Raw genomic sequence first — 17,187 nt, forward strand, 5'->3', positions numbered from 1 at the left:
GTATAGAGATAAAGCATAAATCGGAGGGCAGTTAATTCTGCTCTCCGATTTTGGATGATAAGAGGTCGATGAGCCATACCAGGAGGATCAGGCCAAGCAGGATGGCGCCGGCTTTTGACCAAGCGTATTGGTTCATGGAAAAGATAAGGGGGGCGCCGATTCCGCCTGCGCCCACAAGGCCAAGGACGGAAGCCTCACGGATGTTCACGTCGAAACGGTAGAGCACAATAGAGGTGAAAACCGGTTTCAGCTGTGGCAGCACACTGTGGCAGATGGCTGGCAAAGGGCGTACACCCATGGCAAGCAGCGCATGGTAGGGACGCATGTCCAGGGCGTCCAGGCTTTCGGTAAAGCGTTTGGTGAGAAGTCCGATGCTGCACACTGCCAGAGTAAGGACTCCGGTAAAAGCCCCAGGGCCTGATACGCGGATGAAAATCAGTCCGTATACCAGAAATGGCACAGACCGGATTCCCATGATCAGCAGATTAAAAAGAAAGCAGACCGGAGCAGGCACAAATCTTCTGGTATTCAAAAAAGCCAGCGGAATCGAGAGAACTGCTCCAATTACTGTTCCAATAAATGCAATGCACACAGTTTCCAAAAGCAGATAAAAAAGCCCGTCTTTTCCTGTGGAGAAAAAGAAGCTCCAGTCCGGATGCAGGAATCCGTCCAGCATATTTCTCAAAGTTTGCGGGCTGGTGCGGGAAAAATCCGGCGGGGAAAGAGTTACCGTACAAATAACAAATACAGCGGCAAGAAACAGAACCAGCAGTCTGGCATGTTCTTTTTTTATCCTTCGTTCTCCGCGAACCAGCGAAGCCAGATAACGGCTGAAATATTCAATCGCGCACACGGTTAGGAACAGCATGAGGAGAATCATGCCAACCTTGTCGAATTCCAGCCAGGAGATTTTCTCATTAAGCAGCAGACCGATTCCACCGGCACCCACATATCCAAGGATGGAGCTGTGGCGCACATTGGCCTCAAGGAGATAAAGTGCATTGGTGAGAAATCCAGGGGCAATGTCCGGAATAACAGCATGCACATATGCCTGGAAACGGGAAACTCCCATGGAGCAAAGGGCCAGGTAAGGCTTTGGATCAGCTGCGCTGATGTCCTCATAAGTCAGCTTTGTCATAATGGCAAAGGTATACAAGGTAATTGCAAAAGTACCGGCAAAGGTTCCAAGCCCGAACAAAAAAGTGGCAGTCAGCGCCAGAATCAGGGCTGGAAATGAACGGAGAACCTGAATAAGGATTCGGAGAATCCGCCGTAAAGCTGCCGGAAATTTCAGGTTTGCCGCGGCAAAGGGAGCAGCCGCAATGGCGAAAAACGCTCCCAGTACGGTACCAGTCACAGACATCTGTATGGTATAAAAAAGGGGCAGAAGGATTTTTCGGATATAGGAAAAATCTGGTGGGATCATGTCTGCCACAAGATCGGTAAGATGGCTCCTGCGCTTCCAGAAGGCAGCGAGGTCACAGCCAGTAAACCTGGCAGCCAGGAAAAAAAGGCAGAGAAAACCAAGGGGAATTGCCACTCTTTGGAACAGGTGAAGCTTGCGTTTATTCATAGATCACACCTCATTTTTCCTGACTGTGTTTTCTGAGTTGGTGTAAATCTGCTCTGTGATTTCTTCGGTCAGCTCGGCAGTTTTTCCATCAAAAACGATTTTTCCGTCTCTAAGCCCAATGAGTCGCTGGGAAAACTCCCTGGAAAATTCCAGATTATGACTGTTCATCAGAATGGTCACACCTTCTGTCTCATGAATGCTTCTCAGGAGCTCAAGAATCTGCCGCCCAGTCACAGGGTCCAGAGAAGCGACCGGTTCATCTGCCAGCAAAATACCTGGGTGACGCATCAGGGCTCTTGCAATGGCAGCACGCTGTTTCTGACCGCCGGAAAGGTTTTTCACTGGCTCCTCTGCCTTGTCAAGAAGTCCTACCCGGTCCAGAAACTGCCTGGCTTCCTCTTTACGATTTTTTCCATAAAGCCCCAGCACACCGGAGAAAAATCCAAGGTCCGGAAGGCTGGCGGTGAGCACATTTTCCAGGCAGGTGGAATTCTCCACAAGACAAAAATCCTGATAAATGGTAGCAATGGATGTTTGAAGGCGGCGCTTTTGTCTGCCGTGCAGAGTGTGGAAAGGGATTCCATCCAGAAGAATCTGTCCGCTGGTACAGGGGAGCATTCCGTTTAAAATACGGAATAAAGTGGTTTTGCCTGCCCCGGAAGGTCCGATCACAGAGACAAATTCCCCCTGTGAGACTGCGAAAGTTACATCTGCAAGTGCCATTGTATGATTAAATTCCTTTTTTACATGCTGAATTTGTAAATTCATAAATGAAAATGACCTCATTTTATAACAAAAATGACTGCCGAGGCAAACGCACTGAAAGGCTCTGACCCGGCAGTTATGATTTTCAAAAAATTCTATTTATTATTCCATAGATTTCAGCAGCTCCTGGGCCTCACGCTCTCCGTCATAGTTCGCGTCATCGCCCCACTCATAGCCAACCTGGCTGAATACGCTGATAATATCTTTTCCCTCGTCTGTGTTTGCAATCTCAATGAAAGAATCCCCAAGTGCCTGGCGGAAATCCTCATCCTGCATTACATCAGAGGTTTTGCTGTATGCGATCATATCGTTATAAATCTTGTCCGTAACGCCGATTACGCCCGTCTGATTCACCATTTCATCGGTGCCGCCGAAGGTTTCCTGCCATTCTGGAGCATATTTGGTGCGGATGTGTCCGTAGGAAACCATAACATCTGCCTGTCCGGAAGCAAGACGTGCAAGAGAAGTGGTGTAGGAATCAGACTCCACAGCATTTGCAAGATCGCTGATGCCTTTTCCATATTTCTCATTCAGCCATAAGCTTGGGTAAATGTAGCCGGAAGCAGAGGTCGGTCCCATCACTGCCCATGTGGCATCATTTAAATCATCCCAGGTGAGCTGCTCTCCGTTGTTTACTTTTTCCAGCAAAGCCTGGCCTTTCTCGCTTGGTCCGGCAAGAATGATGGAACGGTAGTAGGTAGACATTTCGTCTGTATTTTCCTCAATGGTGCCGTCGTTCCAGTCTTTGGGATCGTCGGAATCCTTGTTGATGGCGTAGCGAAGTGCGGTAAGAAGAACATCGCAGTCATCAGAAAACAGTACATAGTTACCGCCTGAAATAAAGCCGATATCTGCACTGCCTGCACTTAATGCCTGTCCCACAGCTGTGTAGCTTGTGCCAACTGTCATGTCCACATTTTCTACATCATAGCCCTTGGAGAGAAGGGTTTCCTTCAGTAAGTCCTCAAGGGGTTCTGTGGCTGTTGTGATGGTGTCGGAATCCGCATAGGGAGAAAATGCGATTTTCAAAGAGTCGATAGTCTTTGTGTCATCTGCAAATACAGTGACTGCGCTTCCTGCGGTAAGTCCCAGGCACAATGCCATGGAAAGTGCGGATACAATGTGTTTCTTCATAATGAAATACCTCCATGCCCTTATTGGGTGATATATTTCTGCTGAAAGAAATAAAAAAAATACATGCCTCTCAGCATGTACCGAAAATGACTTTCGAGCAGACGCTGACAATCCACCTGTAATTTCAGGTGAACAGGTTTCGGTCGATCCTGACGGGATCCTCTCAACCCGGACCTACGGGCTCCCTCGCAATCTGGTGTAGCGAACACGAAGTAACCGCCACATTGACTTGCCTGATTTTTCATATGCTGCGTTGTCGTCAATCGGCGTAGCCACCGCTACGCCTCATTCCTCCGTCTTGCATATGAGAAAATCATCCTGCGTCAATGCGGCAGATACTTCGTGTTCACTGCACCAGTTTTTCGTCATCAAAAAGTCTGACCGCAACACCAGGGCGCTCCCCCTGACACTGCATTCCGTTAACCGGGTAAATTGTAACATACCTTGTTGGGAAATGCAAGAAGGGATGTTGGCGCTTTACAGAAAAAATAATAGATTGAGAATTAGAATGGAAAAGGCTATAATAAGAAGAACTGGAATGAGGATGTGGTCAGGAAAGGAATTGGTGAGGTTATGGGTGGAAAAGTTCTCGAACTGGAAACAGAAAGGCTTCGTGCAGAAGGGCAGGTAGTTGGAAAAGAAATCGGAAAAGCAGAGGGCGAGGAACGTTTAAGCATTCTGATTAATCATTTGATACTGGACGGAAGAAATGACGAAATTCAGTCAGTTGTTACGAATGCAGAAATCAGAAGAAAATTATATAAAGAATATGGGATGTGATTCCATCAATTTAAAATTTGGTGAGAGGATGGAAAAAGCAATGGGCTGTCGAAAAAGACGGCCCATTTGAAAATGAAGCAGCATAAGCTTTGGTTCTGTAAAACATCAGAAAATAAATGTTTGAATTTTACTGTTAGAGAGGAAAAGCAGAGGAAAGTAGGAAGTAACCATATGATTACAATTGCAATTGTAGAAGATGATAAGGAATATCGCAGCCAGTATAGAGATTATCTGAAGCAGATGGAAGCACAGATGGGGGAGAGCTTTCAGATCAGGGAATTTGAAGATGGGGATGGGATTCTGGAAAATTACAGGGCGGACTATGACATTATTCTAATGGATATTGAGATGAGCTTTGTGAACGGAATGGAAGCCGCAGAGGAAATCCGGAAGCTGGACCATGAAGTAGTCATTATTTTCATTACCAATATGCCACAGTATGTGATGGATGGTTATAAGGTGCAGGCATTTGACTACATTTTGAAGCCTATCACTTATTATGCTTTTTCCAGAACTCTGCTGCAGGCTATGGAGCGGATGGCTGCCAGAAACCGCCAGTATACTACCATTCCTATTAAAAACGGAATTCAGCGCATTGACATCCGGGAGCTGGTATATGTGGAAGTAATGGATCATGACCTAATTTATTACACGATAAGTGAAAAATACGTGACGCGTGGATCGATGAAAGAGGCAGAAGAGCTTCTGAAGGATTTCCATTTTTTCCGCTGCAACAAATGCTATCTGATCAATCTGGCTTATGTGGAACGTGTCCAGAATAATGATGTGCTTCTGGGAAAATATGTAGTTGCAGTTACCAGGCCAAGGCGGAAGCAGTTGATGGACGCTATTAATAATTATCTGAATGAAATATCAAAATAATAGGAGACACTGTGGATGTATCAAAACATTTATAATTATTTTTTTGAGTACGATTTATCAAAAACGCCAGGCTTTACTTATGTGCTGGCAAATTTTCTGGGAGTAATCATTTATACGGCTTTTAATCCAAGAAGGCGCAAAAATATATGGGCATATGCGGAACTGCTGATTTTGGGGTTAATGTATCTGGTCTATAATTTTTTTACCAGAGATATATCAACAGTCCTGTTCATTCCAAGTATTATGATAGCATTTATGTTTACTGCTCTTATGATCTATGCAGTATGCGATATGAACCGCCGGAATGTAATTTACTATGCAGTGCGCGCATATACATTCGGAGAACTTGCAGGGGCACTTGGATGGCAGCTTGTATGTTATGTATTTGAGAATCGAAGAGTTTCCTACTCCGCTGCCATTCAATGTCTGATTACAGTGGGAACAGTAGCTGTGTTGTTCGTGATTGTTCTTCTGGCAGAAAAAAGGATAAATCGTGATCAGAAACATATTCACATAGAAAAAAGGGAAGTGATTCTTTCGGCAGTAATGTGTATCTGTATGATTGCTGCAAGTAATTTAAGCTATGTGAGCTCCAGTACACCGTTTTCCAGCAGAATTCCAAGCGACATTTATATTATCAGGACAATCGTAGATCTTGCAGGAGTCAGCATTCTTACAGCATATCATATTATTTTAAAAGAGTCCCATGAAAAAATGGAAATGGCACAGATGGCAGCATTGAACAGAATGCAGTTTGCAAATTACCAGATATCCAGAACCAGTGTGGATTTGATCAATCAGAAGTATCACGATTTGAAGCATCAGATCGAATTTCTGAAAAGAGAAATTTCTGAAGAAGACAAGCTTGCCTATTTAAGCGGAATGGAAAGAGAGATTCAGCAGTATGAAGCTGAGAATAAAACCGGGAACAATATTCTGGATACAATCCTTACGACCAAAAGTCTTCTTTGCCAGGAGAAAAATATTCAGATCACCTGCGTTGCGGATGGAAAAGCCCTGAACTTTTTAAATTCCATGGATATATGCTCATTATTTGGAAATGCTCTGGATAATGCGATTACAAGCACAGAAAAGATAGAAAATCCAGAGAAAAGACTGATTCATGTAATGGTTTCCAGGGAAAAAGGTTTTCTAAGAATTAAGATAGAAAACAGTTTTCAGGGAGAACTGAAAATGAAAAACCAATTGCCGGTTACCACAAAGGAGGATCGGCGATACCATGGCTTTGGAGTGAAAAGTATGAAAGAAATTGCAGAAAAATACAAAGGGTCTCTGACCGTATCAGCAAAGGATGGCTGGTTCGAGCTTCGTATTCTGATTCCAATACCGGAAAGCATGGATGAAATATAATGGTAAAATTGCATAAAATATAAAAAGAAAAATGCGCATAATGCACAATAAAAATAGAGAGAAATAAAATGTAATTGAATAGAATGTTAGATTACGCTAAAAAAAGATGGTTTACGTCAAAAAAATATATAACAGGTTCTGAGGTGATATAATCCGCTTACACAAGAAAAAGGAGGATTCATCTATGAAACAGAAAAATGTGATGCGCGGACTGGCTGGCTTATCGGCTACCCTTCTGGCAATAAGCGGTGCCGCAACAGCAGTTGCATCCACACGTGCGGATTTTATCAATTCAAAACTTGGAACATCCAGTTTTAAGCTGGTTGAAAAAGGAGATGGAACGGGCGATTCCATTTATTTTGATTCGGAATTTTCCTCTGTTCAGGATCTGATTGATGCAAAAAAACAGTTTGCCGAAGAAATCAGTGAAGAGGGCAGTGTTCTTTTTAAAAATATCAATGCTGCGCTGCCCATTAACAAAGCAAGTGAAAAAGTAACATTGTGGGGAATGAATTCCCATGTGCCAACTCTGGGAGGCGAAATTGGTTCCTCTGTTGCAGGTCCGGACGATGCAGTCTTTTATGGACTGGAAGAAGCTCTGGCAGAAAAAGAATTTGATGTAAATCAGGATATGGTTGATTTTTATTCAAGCGATACAGCTGCACAGTATATGAGAATGGGCGGATTCGGTCAGCCGGGACATAGTCTGACACCAGGATTTGGTCCTATGTATGAAGTAAATACAGATTATCCAATTGGTGAGATTCCGGCAAGTGAGTATTCAGATGAACTGTTAAAAAGTGCAGATGATACGGCTGCTGTTGTTGTAATTTCACGAGACAGTTCAGAAGCAGCTGATTATGAACCAAATATGGTAAATACAACATCTGGCGACAGTTTTGAACGGCCATTGGCGTTATCCGACTATGAGCGGCAGATGATCGCTCTTGCGAAGGAACACAGTACAAAAGTCATTGTGCTGATTAATTCAGATAACCCCATTGAAATTGAAGAGTTAAAGGAAGATGATGAGATTGATTCCATTCTTTGGACCGGTTTGCCTGGAATGTATGGATTTCTTGGCGTGGCAGATATACTTTGCGGAGATGCGAATCCCTCCGGACATATTTCCGATACATATGCAGTGAATTCTCTGTCCGCTCCATCCATGGTAAATTTTGGAATTTATACTTATTCAAACAGTTCTGTTTCCGGGGAAAAGGATGGACTTACCGAGACCGATAAAGCAGACTGGTTTGAAGTAGAGTCAGAAGGAATTTATAACGGATACAAATATTACGAAACACGTTATGAAGATTGTGTTCTCGGAAAGGGAAATGCAGATACCACAGAAGGTTCCTCCACAGGAGAGGCATGGAATTATGCAGATGAAGTAAGTTATCCGTTTGGCTATGGCCTTTCTTATACTACTTTTGAACAGAAACTGGAAAAAGTAGAAGTACAGACAGGAAGTGTGGGAAAAGCCACTGTAACCGTTACCAATACCGGGGATACTGCTGGAAAAGACGCAGTACAGCTTTATGTACAGGCTCCTTATACAGAAGGAGGAGTAGAAAAATCTGCAATTCAGCTGGCAGGAATTTCCAAAACACAGATTCTGGAACCAGGAGAGTCTGAAACTGTGGAAATTGAAATCAATCCTGCATATTTTGCGAGCTATGACGAAACCGCAGTGAAAGCAGATGGAACAGCTGGTGCATGGGTTCTGGATGAAGGTGACTATTATTTTGCTCTTGGAAATGGCGCCCATGAAGCACTGAATAATGTTCTTGCGAAGAAAACAGGATCCGAGGAAGGGCTTGTATCTGTAAATGATGATGCTGTGATCAATGCGGATAATGTACAGATATGGAATCTGGCAGCAAAAGATATGGAAACATATTCTGCAAATGTACAGAATGCATTACAGGATTGTGACATTAATAAAGTCATTGAAGACACAGTAGAATATACAACCAGAACAGACTGGCGCAAGGGCTGGACCGCTGTTACAAGCATTACTCCAACAGAAGAGATGATGGAAGGTCTTAGAAACAGCAGAACAGAACTTACGGAAAATGGTTCAGGAACAACCTGGGATAAAGATAACGGGCTGAAATTAATTGATATGATGATCACCGATGAAAATGGAAATTATTCCGGTGCGATTGATCTTAATGATCCTATGTGGGATCAACTTATTGAGCAGATGTCTTTGGACGAGGCCATTCAGTTCATTGAGTATGGCGGTGACGACATTGAAAATATTGATTCCGTATTTCTTCCGAGAACATATGAACAGGATGGACCGATTGGCTTCTCTTATGATCAGGTAGCAGGATATAGTGCAAGATGGGCAAAGGATTTATCAGATGAGCCTACTTATGTAGCAGAGGATGATGAAAATGCAGATACTTCCATGGTAAGTTTCCCAACAGAGGTAGTGGTAGCTGCGACATTTAACACAGATCTTCTGGAACGCGAGGGAGAACTGCTGGGCGAAGATGGATTATGGTCTAACATCAGTGTTATCAATGCACCAGGATTAAACCTTCACAGAGCAGTATACTGCGCAAGAAACTTTGAGTACTATTCCGAGGATTCCATGCTTACCAATATTCTTGGAAAAGCAATCTGTAAGGGCGCCCAGTCAAAGGGGCTTGTAGCAGCAGTAAAGCATTTTGCCTATAATCATCAGGAAACAAACCGTTCCGGAATGTCTGTGTTCTTTACGGAGCAGGCTGCAAGGGAAAATGAACTCAGAGGCTTCCAGGGAGCAATGGCAGAGAATATTGCCGGAGGTGCTATGACAGCCTTTAATCGTATGGGAGTTGATTATTCTGGTGCCAAGAAGAGTCTTTTGGAGCAAATTACAAGAACTGAATGGGGCTTTACTGGCGCTTATGTGACAGATATGATCAATGGTGCCGACTATATGAACTGGAGAGATATTGTATTTAATGGCGGCGGTATGGCACTTACCTCTTCTGCATATTCAAGTTCTGAAATTGGACTGATGGAAGATGTAAAAGCAGAGATTGCAAAAGATACAGCTTTCCAGGAAGCTTTAAAGCAGAACATCAAATACTGGCTTTATAATCTTGTGAAATCCAATGCAATGAATGGAATTACAAATACAAGTGTAATGGAATCTGTAACTCCATGGTGGCAGATGGCATTCTATGGTGTGGACGCATTCCTGGCATTACTGACATTGTTATTTATTGTAGTGTATGCGAAAAAGTTAAAGAAAGCATAAGAAGGAGGAAGTCAGAATGAAAAAAACAACAGGTGAAAAAAAGATTGGATTTTATCTGGTCATGGCGGCAGCAGTTCTTTCTCTGGTGAGTATGCTGATTTATCGTACAGTTCTCAGTCAGTTGGGAATGGTATATGGATTATCGGTAATTCCGGCAATAGTAGCTGTACTGGTATTAGCCGGAATGAAAATGACTGGCGCAAAAGAACTTCTCAACTGGGCTGGACCTGTTAATGCTGTGGTAACTGCACTTACTGCTATTATCAGCTGCAGTATTATGCTGGATGCATTTGGATATGTAGTTTCCGGCTTATATCAGTTCAGCCAGATCCAGTCGTATGTGATCTATGCGGCTGTAGTGGCAATTGCAATGATTTTAAATATTGCGGCAGGTTTTACCGGGATTGTAGAGGAAAATGAAATTTAAACATTACCGGGGAGAACGCAGCCGGTAATGCTTAATGACGAAAAAGACCTGGCAATGATAATACAGTTTTATCTTTGCCAGGCCTTTTGTATCTGGATATGTTATGGTAAAGGATGAGATATAAGGTGGAATTAAAAAATAAAAATATTATAAATAAAATGACACTAAAAGAGAAGGCATTGCTGTTAAGTGGAAAGGGAATGTGGAAAACATATGACTTTGAGGCATATGGGATACCAGCCTTTTTTCTGTCAGATGGTCCTCATGGTATGAGAACCCAGGAAGGACAGGGGGACTGGCTGGGAATTAATAAAAGTAAAGCTGCAACTTGTTTTCCAACAGCTGCAACAATTGCAAATAGCTGGGATCCAGAGCTGGCTGAGGAAGTTGCGTCAGCATTGGGAGAGGAAGCAGTCTCTTTTGGAGTAGACATGATTCTGGGACCTGGAATGAATATAAAGAGAAGTCCGCTTTGCGGCAGAAATTTTGAATATTTTAGTGAAGACCCGTATCTTGCAGGTGAACTGGGAGCTGCTTATGTAAAAGGAATTCAGAGCAAAGGCCCGGCTGCATGCCCAAAGCATTTCGCCGTTAACAGTCAGGAACTTCGAAGAATGTCAAATAATTCAGTAGTAGATGAAAGAACTTTGCGTGAAATATATACAGCGGCTTTTGAGACAACAGTGAAGAAAGCTGCCCCAAAGGCAATCATGTCTTCTTACAATCAGATAAATGGCGTATATGCAAACGAAAACCAAGATTTATTGCAGAAATTATTAAGAGATACATTCGGATTTCATGGAATTGTGGTATCTGACTGGGGGGCAAGCAACGACCATACAGAGGGCGTAAGATGCGGAAGTAATCTTGAAATGCCAGGAAATTCCGGAACAACAGCGAAAGAACTGGTAAGAGCTGTGCAAAAAGGCAGACTGGATGAAAAGATACTGGACAAACGTATTGATGAAATTTTGACAACAATGCTTCCGGTTCATCAGTTAGTCGAAATGGGGAAAAAGAGTTTTGATGCGGAAGAGCATCATAAGCTTGCAAGAAAAGCAGCTGCCCAAAGCATTGTACTTCTGAAAAATCAGGATAATATTTTACCTTTGTCCGAAAATAAAACAGTAGCGGTAATAGGAGAGTTTGCAGAGAAGGCAAGATATCAGGGCGCAGGCTCTTCTCTTGTGAATCCAACAAAAGTAGAGAATATCATGGACATTATAGATGGATATTCCTTTAAAAAAGTAATATATGAACCAGGATATCACAGAAACCAAAAGACAGATCACAGGCTGCTTGAGTGTGCAAAAAAGGCAGCAGCAGAGGCAGATACAGTATTACTGTTTGTTGGGCTTGACGAGGCAAGTGAGTCAGAAGGAATGGATCGTGTTCATATGAAAATGCCGCAAAACCAGCTGGAACTTATAAATGCAGTTACTGGAATGAATACGGAAACGGTTGTGATCGTATCTGCCGGAAGTGTGGTGGAAATGCCATGGATCCGAAAAGTAAAAGCAGTTGTGCACGGCTACCTTGGCGGACAGGCAGGCGCGTCTGCAATGTTGGATGTGATTACAGGAAAAACAAATCCGTCTGGAAAATTAAATGAAACCTACCCGATTTGTTATGAAGATACTCCGGCGTATGCCTATTATCCGGGAAAAGAGAGAAACAGCGAGTACAGGGAAGGTTTATACGTTGGATACCGTTACTATGATACAGTGAAAAAAGAGGTTCTTTTTCCATTTGGATACGGATTGAGTTACACGGATTTTACATATTCGGATTTAAGCGTATCAGAAAAAGGAGTAAGCTTTTGTATTACCAATACGGGAAATTTTGCTGGCGCTGAAATTGCTCAACTCTATATTGAGAAAGAAGCCCCGGAAGTTTTCAGGCCTGTGCATGAACTGAAAGGATTTTCTAAAGTATTTCTTAAGCCAGGAGAGACAGGAAGAATTGAGATTCCATTTGAAGAAAGGACATTTGCATATTTTAATGTACAAACAGGAGAATGGGAAATTGAAGAAGGAAACTATAAAATTCTGATAGCGAAAAATTCCAGAGAATGTGTTTTACAGGAAAACGTTTATCAAAAAGGAACAGGAGCCAAAAATCCATACAAAGTTCATCTTAGCGAGTACGAAACAGGACATGTAGAGCAGGTTTCAGATGATTCATATGAAAAACTTCTTGGATATAAAATTCCAGATGGAGCATGGAATGGTGAATTAGAAAAAAATGATGCTTTTTGTCAGCTGTATTATGCAAAGGGAACAGTTGGAAGAATCATTTATAGGATACTTGATAAAATGATGAAAAAAAGTGAAAAGAAGGGGGAAGCAAATCTGGATATATTATTTTTCTATAATATGCCTTTTAGAGGCCTGATCAATACAACTCATGGAATTTTTACAAGTGGAATGGTGGATGGATTTGTCAAAATCGTGAATGGACATCTTTTAACTGGATTGGGGAAAATGCTCTGGTCTGCTATTGCAAGAAAATGAGGTTGAAAAATGGCTAAAATTTTGAATAAGAATTTTGAAGACAGTAAACTTCCGCAATCCAAAATTACCGGAGAAGAAGTCAATATGCCGGAGATTTTATTAGGGTATTTTATCGGACCATTTGGAGCTGTTCTGTCTTCTGGAATTTTTACCAGTATTTTGCAGAACTACTTTACAGATGTATTAAGGTTAAATCTTGGTTTTTTGACAGGATTGCAGCTGATGTCTACAATTTTTATTATCGCAGCAAATCTGATCGTAGGCCAATTGATCGAGAGAACGAAGTGTATGGCAGGGAAAGCAAGACCGTGGATCCTGCTTTCTGCATTCACCATATCTGTATCTTCTGTTTTAATGTTTGTAGTACCATTTCAAGGGACGATGAAATATATATGGATTGCAGTTGCGTATAATCTGTTTTACAGTGTGGCATATCCGATTTACAGTACGGCGAATTCTGTGCTGGTTTCGGTATCAACAAGGAACAGCCAGAAAAGGGGAACACTTGCAGCTGCTGGAAATATTGCAGGCCTTGGCGCAATGGGAATTGGTTCTATGGCATTTCCAATGCTTGTGTCTTTTTCATTAAAAGAAAATCAGTATAAATGGTTCTGTACAATGGCTGTAGTTGCTGTTTTCTCTGCATTTACAATTTATCTGCAGTATTGTTATACACGGGAGAGAGTGACTGAAGAACTTTTTAAAACAGCAAAAGATTCTGATTTGGAAAAAGAGAGGATATCTGTGAAAAAACAGATAAAAGCAGCTGCAGGGGAGAAAATGTGGTGGCTTGTCATGGTGTTCTATCTGCTGTTTCAGTGGAGTGGAGCTATGAAAAATGGTTCCATGTCTTATTTTTGTAAATGGGTGCTTGATAATACATTTTTGGGCACAGCGGATGCGTGGGGGGCTTCTCAGTCAATTTTAAGTATTATGGGAGCTGTTCCAATGGCTATGGCGGCAGTAGTTGTGATTCCTCTTTGCAATAAGTTTGGAAAAAGAAATGTTTGTGTGGCGGGAATGATATTTGGCGGTATTGGCGGAGTTATTGCACTGCTTGGGAAAGATCAGATGATACCGGTGGCAGTTGGCGTGGCTTTAAAATGCCTTGGCTCCTCTCCGGTATGCTATATGATTCTTGCAATGTTATCTGATGTTATAGATTACATAGAGAAGAAAAACTCTATCAGAACAGATGGATTTACCATGTCGATTTACAGCTCGATCGCAGTTGCGGGAACCCCTGTTTGCAATGCGGTTTTCAGTGCTTTGCTTAACTGGGCAGGATATGATCAGACTGCTGATATTGCAATGGGGGCGGCAGCACAGAATACAGGCGTGAGAAGTGTAATATCTGTAAGCTACATTGGAGCAGAGACAGCGGCTTATTTTATATGTGCAATTCTGATTTTTTTCTTTACAGTGGAGAAGAAATTAAAGGAAGAGCAACATTCTTGAGAGGGAAAAGTATTATGAAAGCTGGAAAAATTGTGAAAATAACAGTAAGCGTGATTGTACTTGGGGGACTGGCTGCGGCAGGAAATTATTTTATCGGAAGAGACGGCAGCTACTATCAGACTGCAAAAGATGGAAGCCAGACGTATGCATATATAAATGAGAAAAATTCTTTCGGACATATTGTAAAGCATCCGGCATTTTCTGATTTTTCTGATTTTATTATTCCCTGGAAGGATCGTTGGAACAGTCTTGTAATGCCGTATCAGACACTTCGGAGTGTATGTGACATGAATCACTATAATACGAAAGCTATCATAAATGGGTTTAATTTCATGCTAGACGTATGCGAAAATCAGCAGCAGGTGTTTTACCGCTATTATTCTGAAGCAGAAATGAAAGAGGATCAGACCCTTGAAGCTTGCGGATTATTTTTTATTCCCGGAGAAAAAAATGCACCTTTTGCTTTTGTGGTACCAGGCGGCGGCTTTACTGCTGTATGTTCTTTTGGGGAGGGATTTCCGGTGGCACAAAAGCTTCATGAAGAAGGATATAATGTATTTATTCTTCAATACAGGGTAGCAACCGGACAGACAACCACGAACGAGCTGATCAAAAGCCAGGAAGCGATTGCAAATCAGGATTTTGGAAAAGCAATGGGATATATTCTGGATCATGCGGATAAGTTCCAGGTGTCTTCTGAGAATTATTCTGTCTGGGGATTTTCGGCAGGCGGAAGGCTTTCGCAGCTATGGGGCCTGGATAATGAGTATGGCTACCAAAGGTATGGGCTTCCGTCTCCTGCAGCGGCAATGCTTGCATATTCCGGCTGGTATGATGAGGACTTTGCAGGATGCTATGGAACACAGCCGCCGACCTTCTTTGCTTATGTAAAAGAGGATAAGGTTATTGGAGAACAGAATGTGAAGGATATCGAAAAGACGATTGATATCATGAAGAATCTGGACAAAGACATTGAAGTGCGCGCCTACGACCATGCATATCACGGCTTCGGCACCGGAGCCGGAACAGACGCAGACGGCTGGATGGACGAGGCAATTTCGTTTTGGGAAAAGGAAATGTAAATAGGGATTTCATAAAAAAGGGCGGCGGGAATAATCCGGCCGCCCTTTGGTATATGGAAAAGTTATTTAATTGCATCCAGTGCATTTGAAATATCAGCAATCAAATCCTCTTTGTCCTCAAGACCAAGGCTGATGCGGATCAGTTCGGCTGGTACGCCGGCTTCGATGAGCTGCTCGTCGGTCATCTGTCTGTGGGTGGAGGTGGCTGGGTTCAGGCAGCAGGTTCTTGCGTCTGCGACATGTGTCTCAATGGCACCAAGCTTTAAGTTCTGCATGAAAGTGGAAGCTGCTTCGCGTCCGCCCTTTAAGCCAAATGAAACAACGCCGCATCCGCCGTTTGGCAGATATTTCTGAGCTCTTTTATAATACTTGTTGGAAGGAAGACCCGGGTAATTCACATAGGCAACCTTCGGATGCTTCTCCAGGAATTCTGCAACGGCCTGGCCGTTTTCTACATGCTTCGGCATGCGGACATGTAAGGACTCCAGTCCAAGATTCAGGATAAAGGCATTATTGGGAGATTGCATAGAACCAAAATCACGCATCAGCTGTGCAGTACATTTGGTAATGAATGCGCCCTCTTTGCCAAATTTCTCAGCATAGGTGATTCCGTGATAGCTTTCATCCGGAGTGCAAAGTCCCGGATATTTGTCAGCATGAGCCATCCAGTCGAAATTACCGCTGTCTACAATGGCACCGCCAAGTGCTGCACCGTGGCCGTCCATATACTTGGTGGTAGAGTGGGTAACAATATCAGCACCCCACTCAAACGGGCGGCAGTTTACTGGTGTGGGGAATGTATTGTCTACTACAAGGGGAACCCCATGCGCATGAGCAACCTTTGCAAACAGTTCAATATCCAGGACTGTCAGTGCCGGGTTGGCAATGGTTTCTCCAAACATGACTTTGGTGTTCGGCTTGAATGCCGCGTTTAATTCTTCTTCTGTAGCGTCTGGGGAAACGAAGGTTGCTGTGATTCCCATCTTTGCCATAGTGACGGAAATCAGGTTGAAGGTTCCGCCGTAAATGGAGGAAGAGGCCACAATGTGGTCTCCGCATTCGCAGATATTAAACAGAGCCATGAAGTTAGCGGCTTGTCCGGAAGAAGTAAGCATAGCCGCTGTGCCGCCTTCCATGGCTGCAATTTTGGCTGCTACATGGTCATTGGTTGGATTCTGAAGGCGGGAATAAAAATATCCTTCTGCCTCAAGGTCAAACAGCTTGCCCATGTCCTCGCTGGTATCGTATTTAAATGTTGTTGACTGAATGATCGGAATCTGTCTCGGCTCCCCATTTCCAGGCTTATAACCTGCCTGCACACATTTTGTTCCCATTCTGTAATCGTTCATTATGTACCTCCTCATCTGGTAAAATAAGCTCCCTGTGCAAAAATGTTCACAGGGAGCAATCACATAGGAATATAGTACCATCTTTAGTGGGATTTGGCAATGGTGGGTAGACATTTTCGTTGCCGTTACACGCATTGTGTGGTATGATTTTTTATAGATAAAATATTGTATATTAATGCATAAAATATATTAAATTGGATAAAATATTATCTGTAAAAGGAGAGAAAAGATGGAAGCGCTTATATGGGAAACAGCTGAGGAACTTGATAAAAATTTGGCACTGCGAGTGCGCAAAATACGAAAACGCCGCAAGATTTCCCAGCAGAAGCTGGCTGATTTAAGCGGTGTAAGCTACGGTTCCATAAAACGTTTTGAAACCAGCGGACAGATTTCCCTGCTGGCTCTGACTAAAATTGCCATGGCACTTGATATGGCAGACGAACTGCGGAACATTTTTTCCCAGGTACCGTACAGAAATATTCAGGAGGTAATAAATGAAAGCAGATAGTTTACCGGATAGTAGAGCCATGGTGAGTTACAGCTGAAGAATATTTTTGTTAGTGGAAATTATTTGATATTACTGACATTGTTGCA

General features: G+C 42.8%; 13 protein-coding genes. 9 read left to right on the forward strand and 4 right to left on the reverse strand.

What is annotated here, in order from left to right:
- Window positions 1-31 precede the first annotated feature (31 nt).
- The 3 genes from phnE to H8S54_RS04530 form a co-directional block, all read right to left on the reverse strand.
- Window positions 32-1,573, reverse strand: a complete 1,542-nt coding sequence (gene phnE / locus H8S54_RS04520) for a phosphonate ABC transporter, permease protein PhnE (RefSeq protein ID WP_186901017.1) — start codon at window positions 1,571-1,573, stop codon at window positions 32-34.
- A gap of 3 nt (window positions 1,574-1,576) precedes the next feature.
- Complete coding sequence (locus H8S54_RS04525; RefSeq protein WP_186901018.1) at window positions 1,577-2,341, reverse strand: phosphonate ABC transporter ATP-binding protein; 765 nt, start codon at window positions 2,339-2,341, stop codon at window positions 1,577-1,579.
- Between the two features lie 99 nt (window positions 2,342-2,440).
- Window positions 2,441-3,472 (reverse strand): phosphate/phosphite/phosphonate ABC transporter substrate-binding protein, encoded by a 1,032-nt coding sequence (locus tag H8S54_RS04530; RefSeq protein WP_186901019.1) that lies wholly within the window; start codon window positions 3,470-3,472, stop codon window positions 2,441-2,443.
- Window positions 3,473-4,045: 573 nt separating this feature from the next.
- Between H8S54_RS04530 and H8S54_RS04535 the strand changes: the two genes are divergently transcribed.
- From H8S54_RS04535 to H8S54_RS04570, 8 genes are all read left to right on the forward strand, one after another.
- Window positions 4,046-4,252: a hypothetical protein gene (locus H8S54_RS04535; protein ID WP_117852454.1), complete on the forward strand. Its 207-nt coding sequence runs from the start codon at window positions 4,046-4,048 to the stop codon at window positions 4,250-4,252.
- 171 nt (window positions 4,253-4,423) lie between these two features.
- Window positions 4,424-5,134, forward strand: a complete 711-nt coding sequence (locus H8S54_RS04540; RefSeq protein ID WP_021924570.1) for a LytR/AlgR family response regulator transcription factor — start codon at window positions 4,424-4,426, stop codon at window positions 5,132-5,134.
- 15 nt (window positions 5,135-5,149) lie between these two features.
- Entirely contained in the window at window positions 5,150-6,505 is a 1,356-nt protein-coding gene (locus H8S54_RS04545) for an ATP-binding protein (RefSeq protein ID WP_021924571.1), read from the forward strand.
- A gap of 184 nt (window positions 6,506-6,689) precedes the next feature.
- On the forward strand, window positions 6,690-9,764 hold the full coding sequence (locus H8S54_RS04550; RefSeq protein ID WP_021924572.1) for a glycoside hydrolase family 3 C-terminal domain-containing protein: 3,075 nt from the start codon (window positions 6,690-6,692) through the stop codon (window positions 9,762-9,764).
- 16 nt (window positions 9,765-9,780) lie between these two features.
- Entirely contained in the window at window positions 9,781-10,191 is a 411-nt protein-coding gene (locus tag H8S54_RS04555) for a hypothetical protein (RefSeq protein WP_186901020.1), read from the forward strand.
- Window positions 10,192-10,316: 125 nt separating this feature from the next.
- The gene (locus H8S54_RS04560) at window positions 10,317-12,704 is read left to right on the forward strand and encodes a beta-glucosidase family protein (RefSeq protein ID WP_330600100.1); all 2,388 of its coding nucleotides are present in this window, start codon (window positions 10,317-10,319) and stop codon (window positions 12,702-12,704) included.
- A 9-nt stretch (window positions 12,705-12,713) separates the two neighbouring features.
- The gene (locus H8S54_RS04565) at window positions 12,714-14,162 is read left to right on the forward strand and encodes an MFS transporter (protein WP_186901022.1); all 1,449 of its coding nucleotides are present in this window, start codon (window positions 12,714-12,716) and stop codon (window positions 14,160-14,162) included.
- Between the two features lie 14 nt (window positions 14,163-14,176).
- On the forward strand, window positions 14,177-15,244 hold the full coding sequence (locus H8S54_RS04570; RefSeq protein ID WP_173767361.1) for an alpha/beta hydrolase: 1,068 nt from the start codon (window positions 14,177-14,179) through the stop codon (window positions 15,242-15,244).
- 62 nt (window positions 15,245-15,306) lie between these two features.
- Here the strand turns inward: H8S54_RS04570 and H8S54_RS04575 are convergent, their stop codons facing one another.
- A complete protein-coding gene (locus tag H8S54_RS04575; RefSeq protein ID WP_186901023.1) occupies window positions 15,307-16,593 on the reverse strand; it encodes an O-acetylhomoserine aminocarboxypropyltransferase/cysteine synthase family protein in 1,287 nt (428 codons plus the stop codon).
- A gap of 229 nt (window positions 16,594-16,822) precedes the next feature.
- On the opposite strand from H8S54_RS04575, the gene H8S54_RS04580 reads away from it, so the two are divergent.
- Complete coding sequence (locus tag H8S54_RS04580) at window positions 16,823-17,101, forward strand: helix-turn-helix domain-containing protein (RefSeq protein WP_021924578.1); 279 nt, start codon at window positions 16,823-16,825, stop codon at window positions 17,099-17,101.
- Window positions 17,102-17,187 lie beyond the last annotated feature (86 nt).

Origin of the sequence: Blautia segnis, from assembly GCF_014287535.1 — a bacterium.
Taxonomy (GTDB): Bacteria; Bacillota; Clostridia; order Lachnospirales; family Lachnospiraceae; genus Blautia_A; species Blautia_A acetigignens.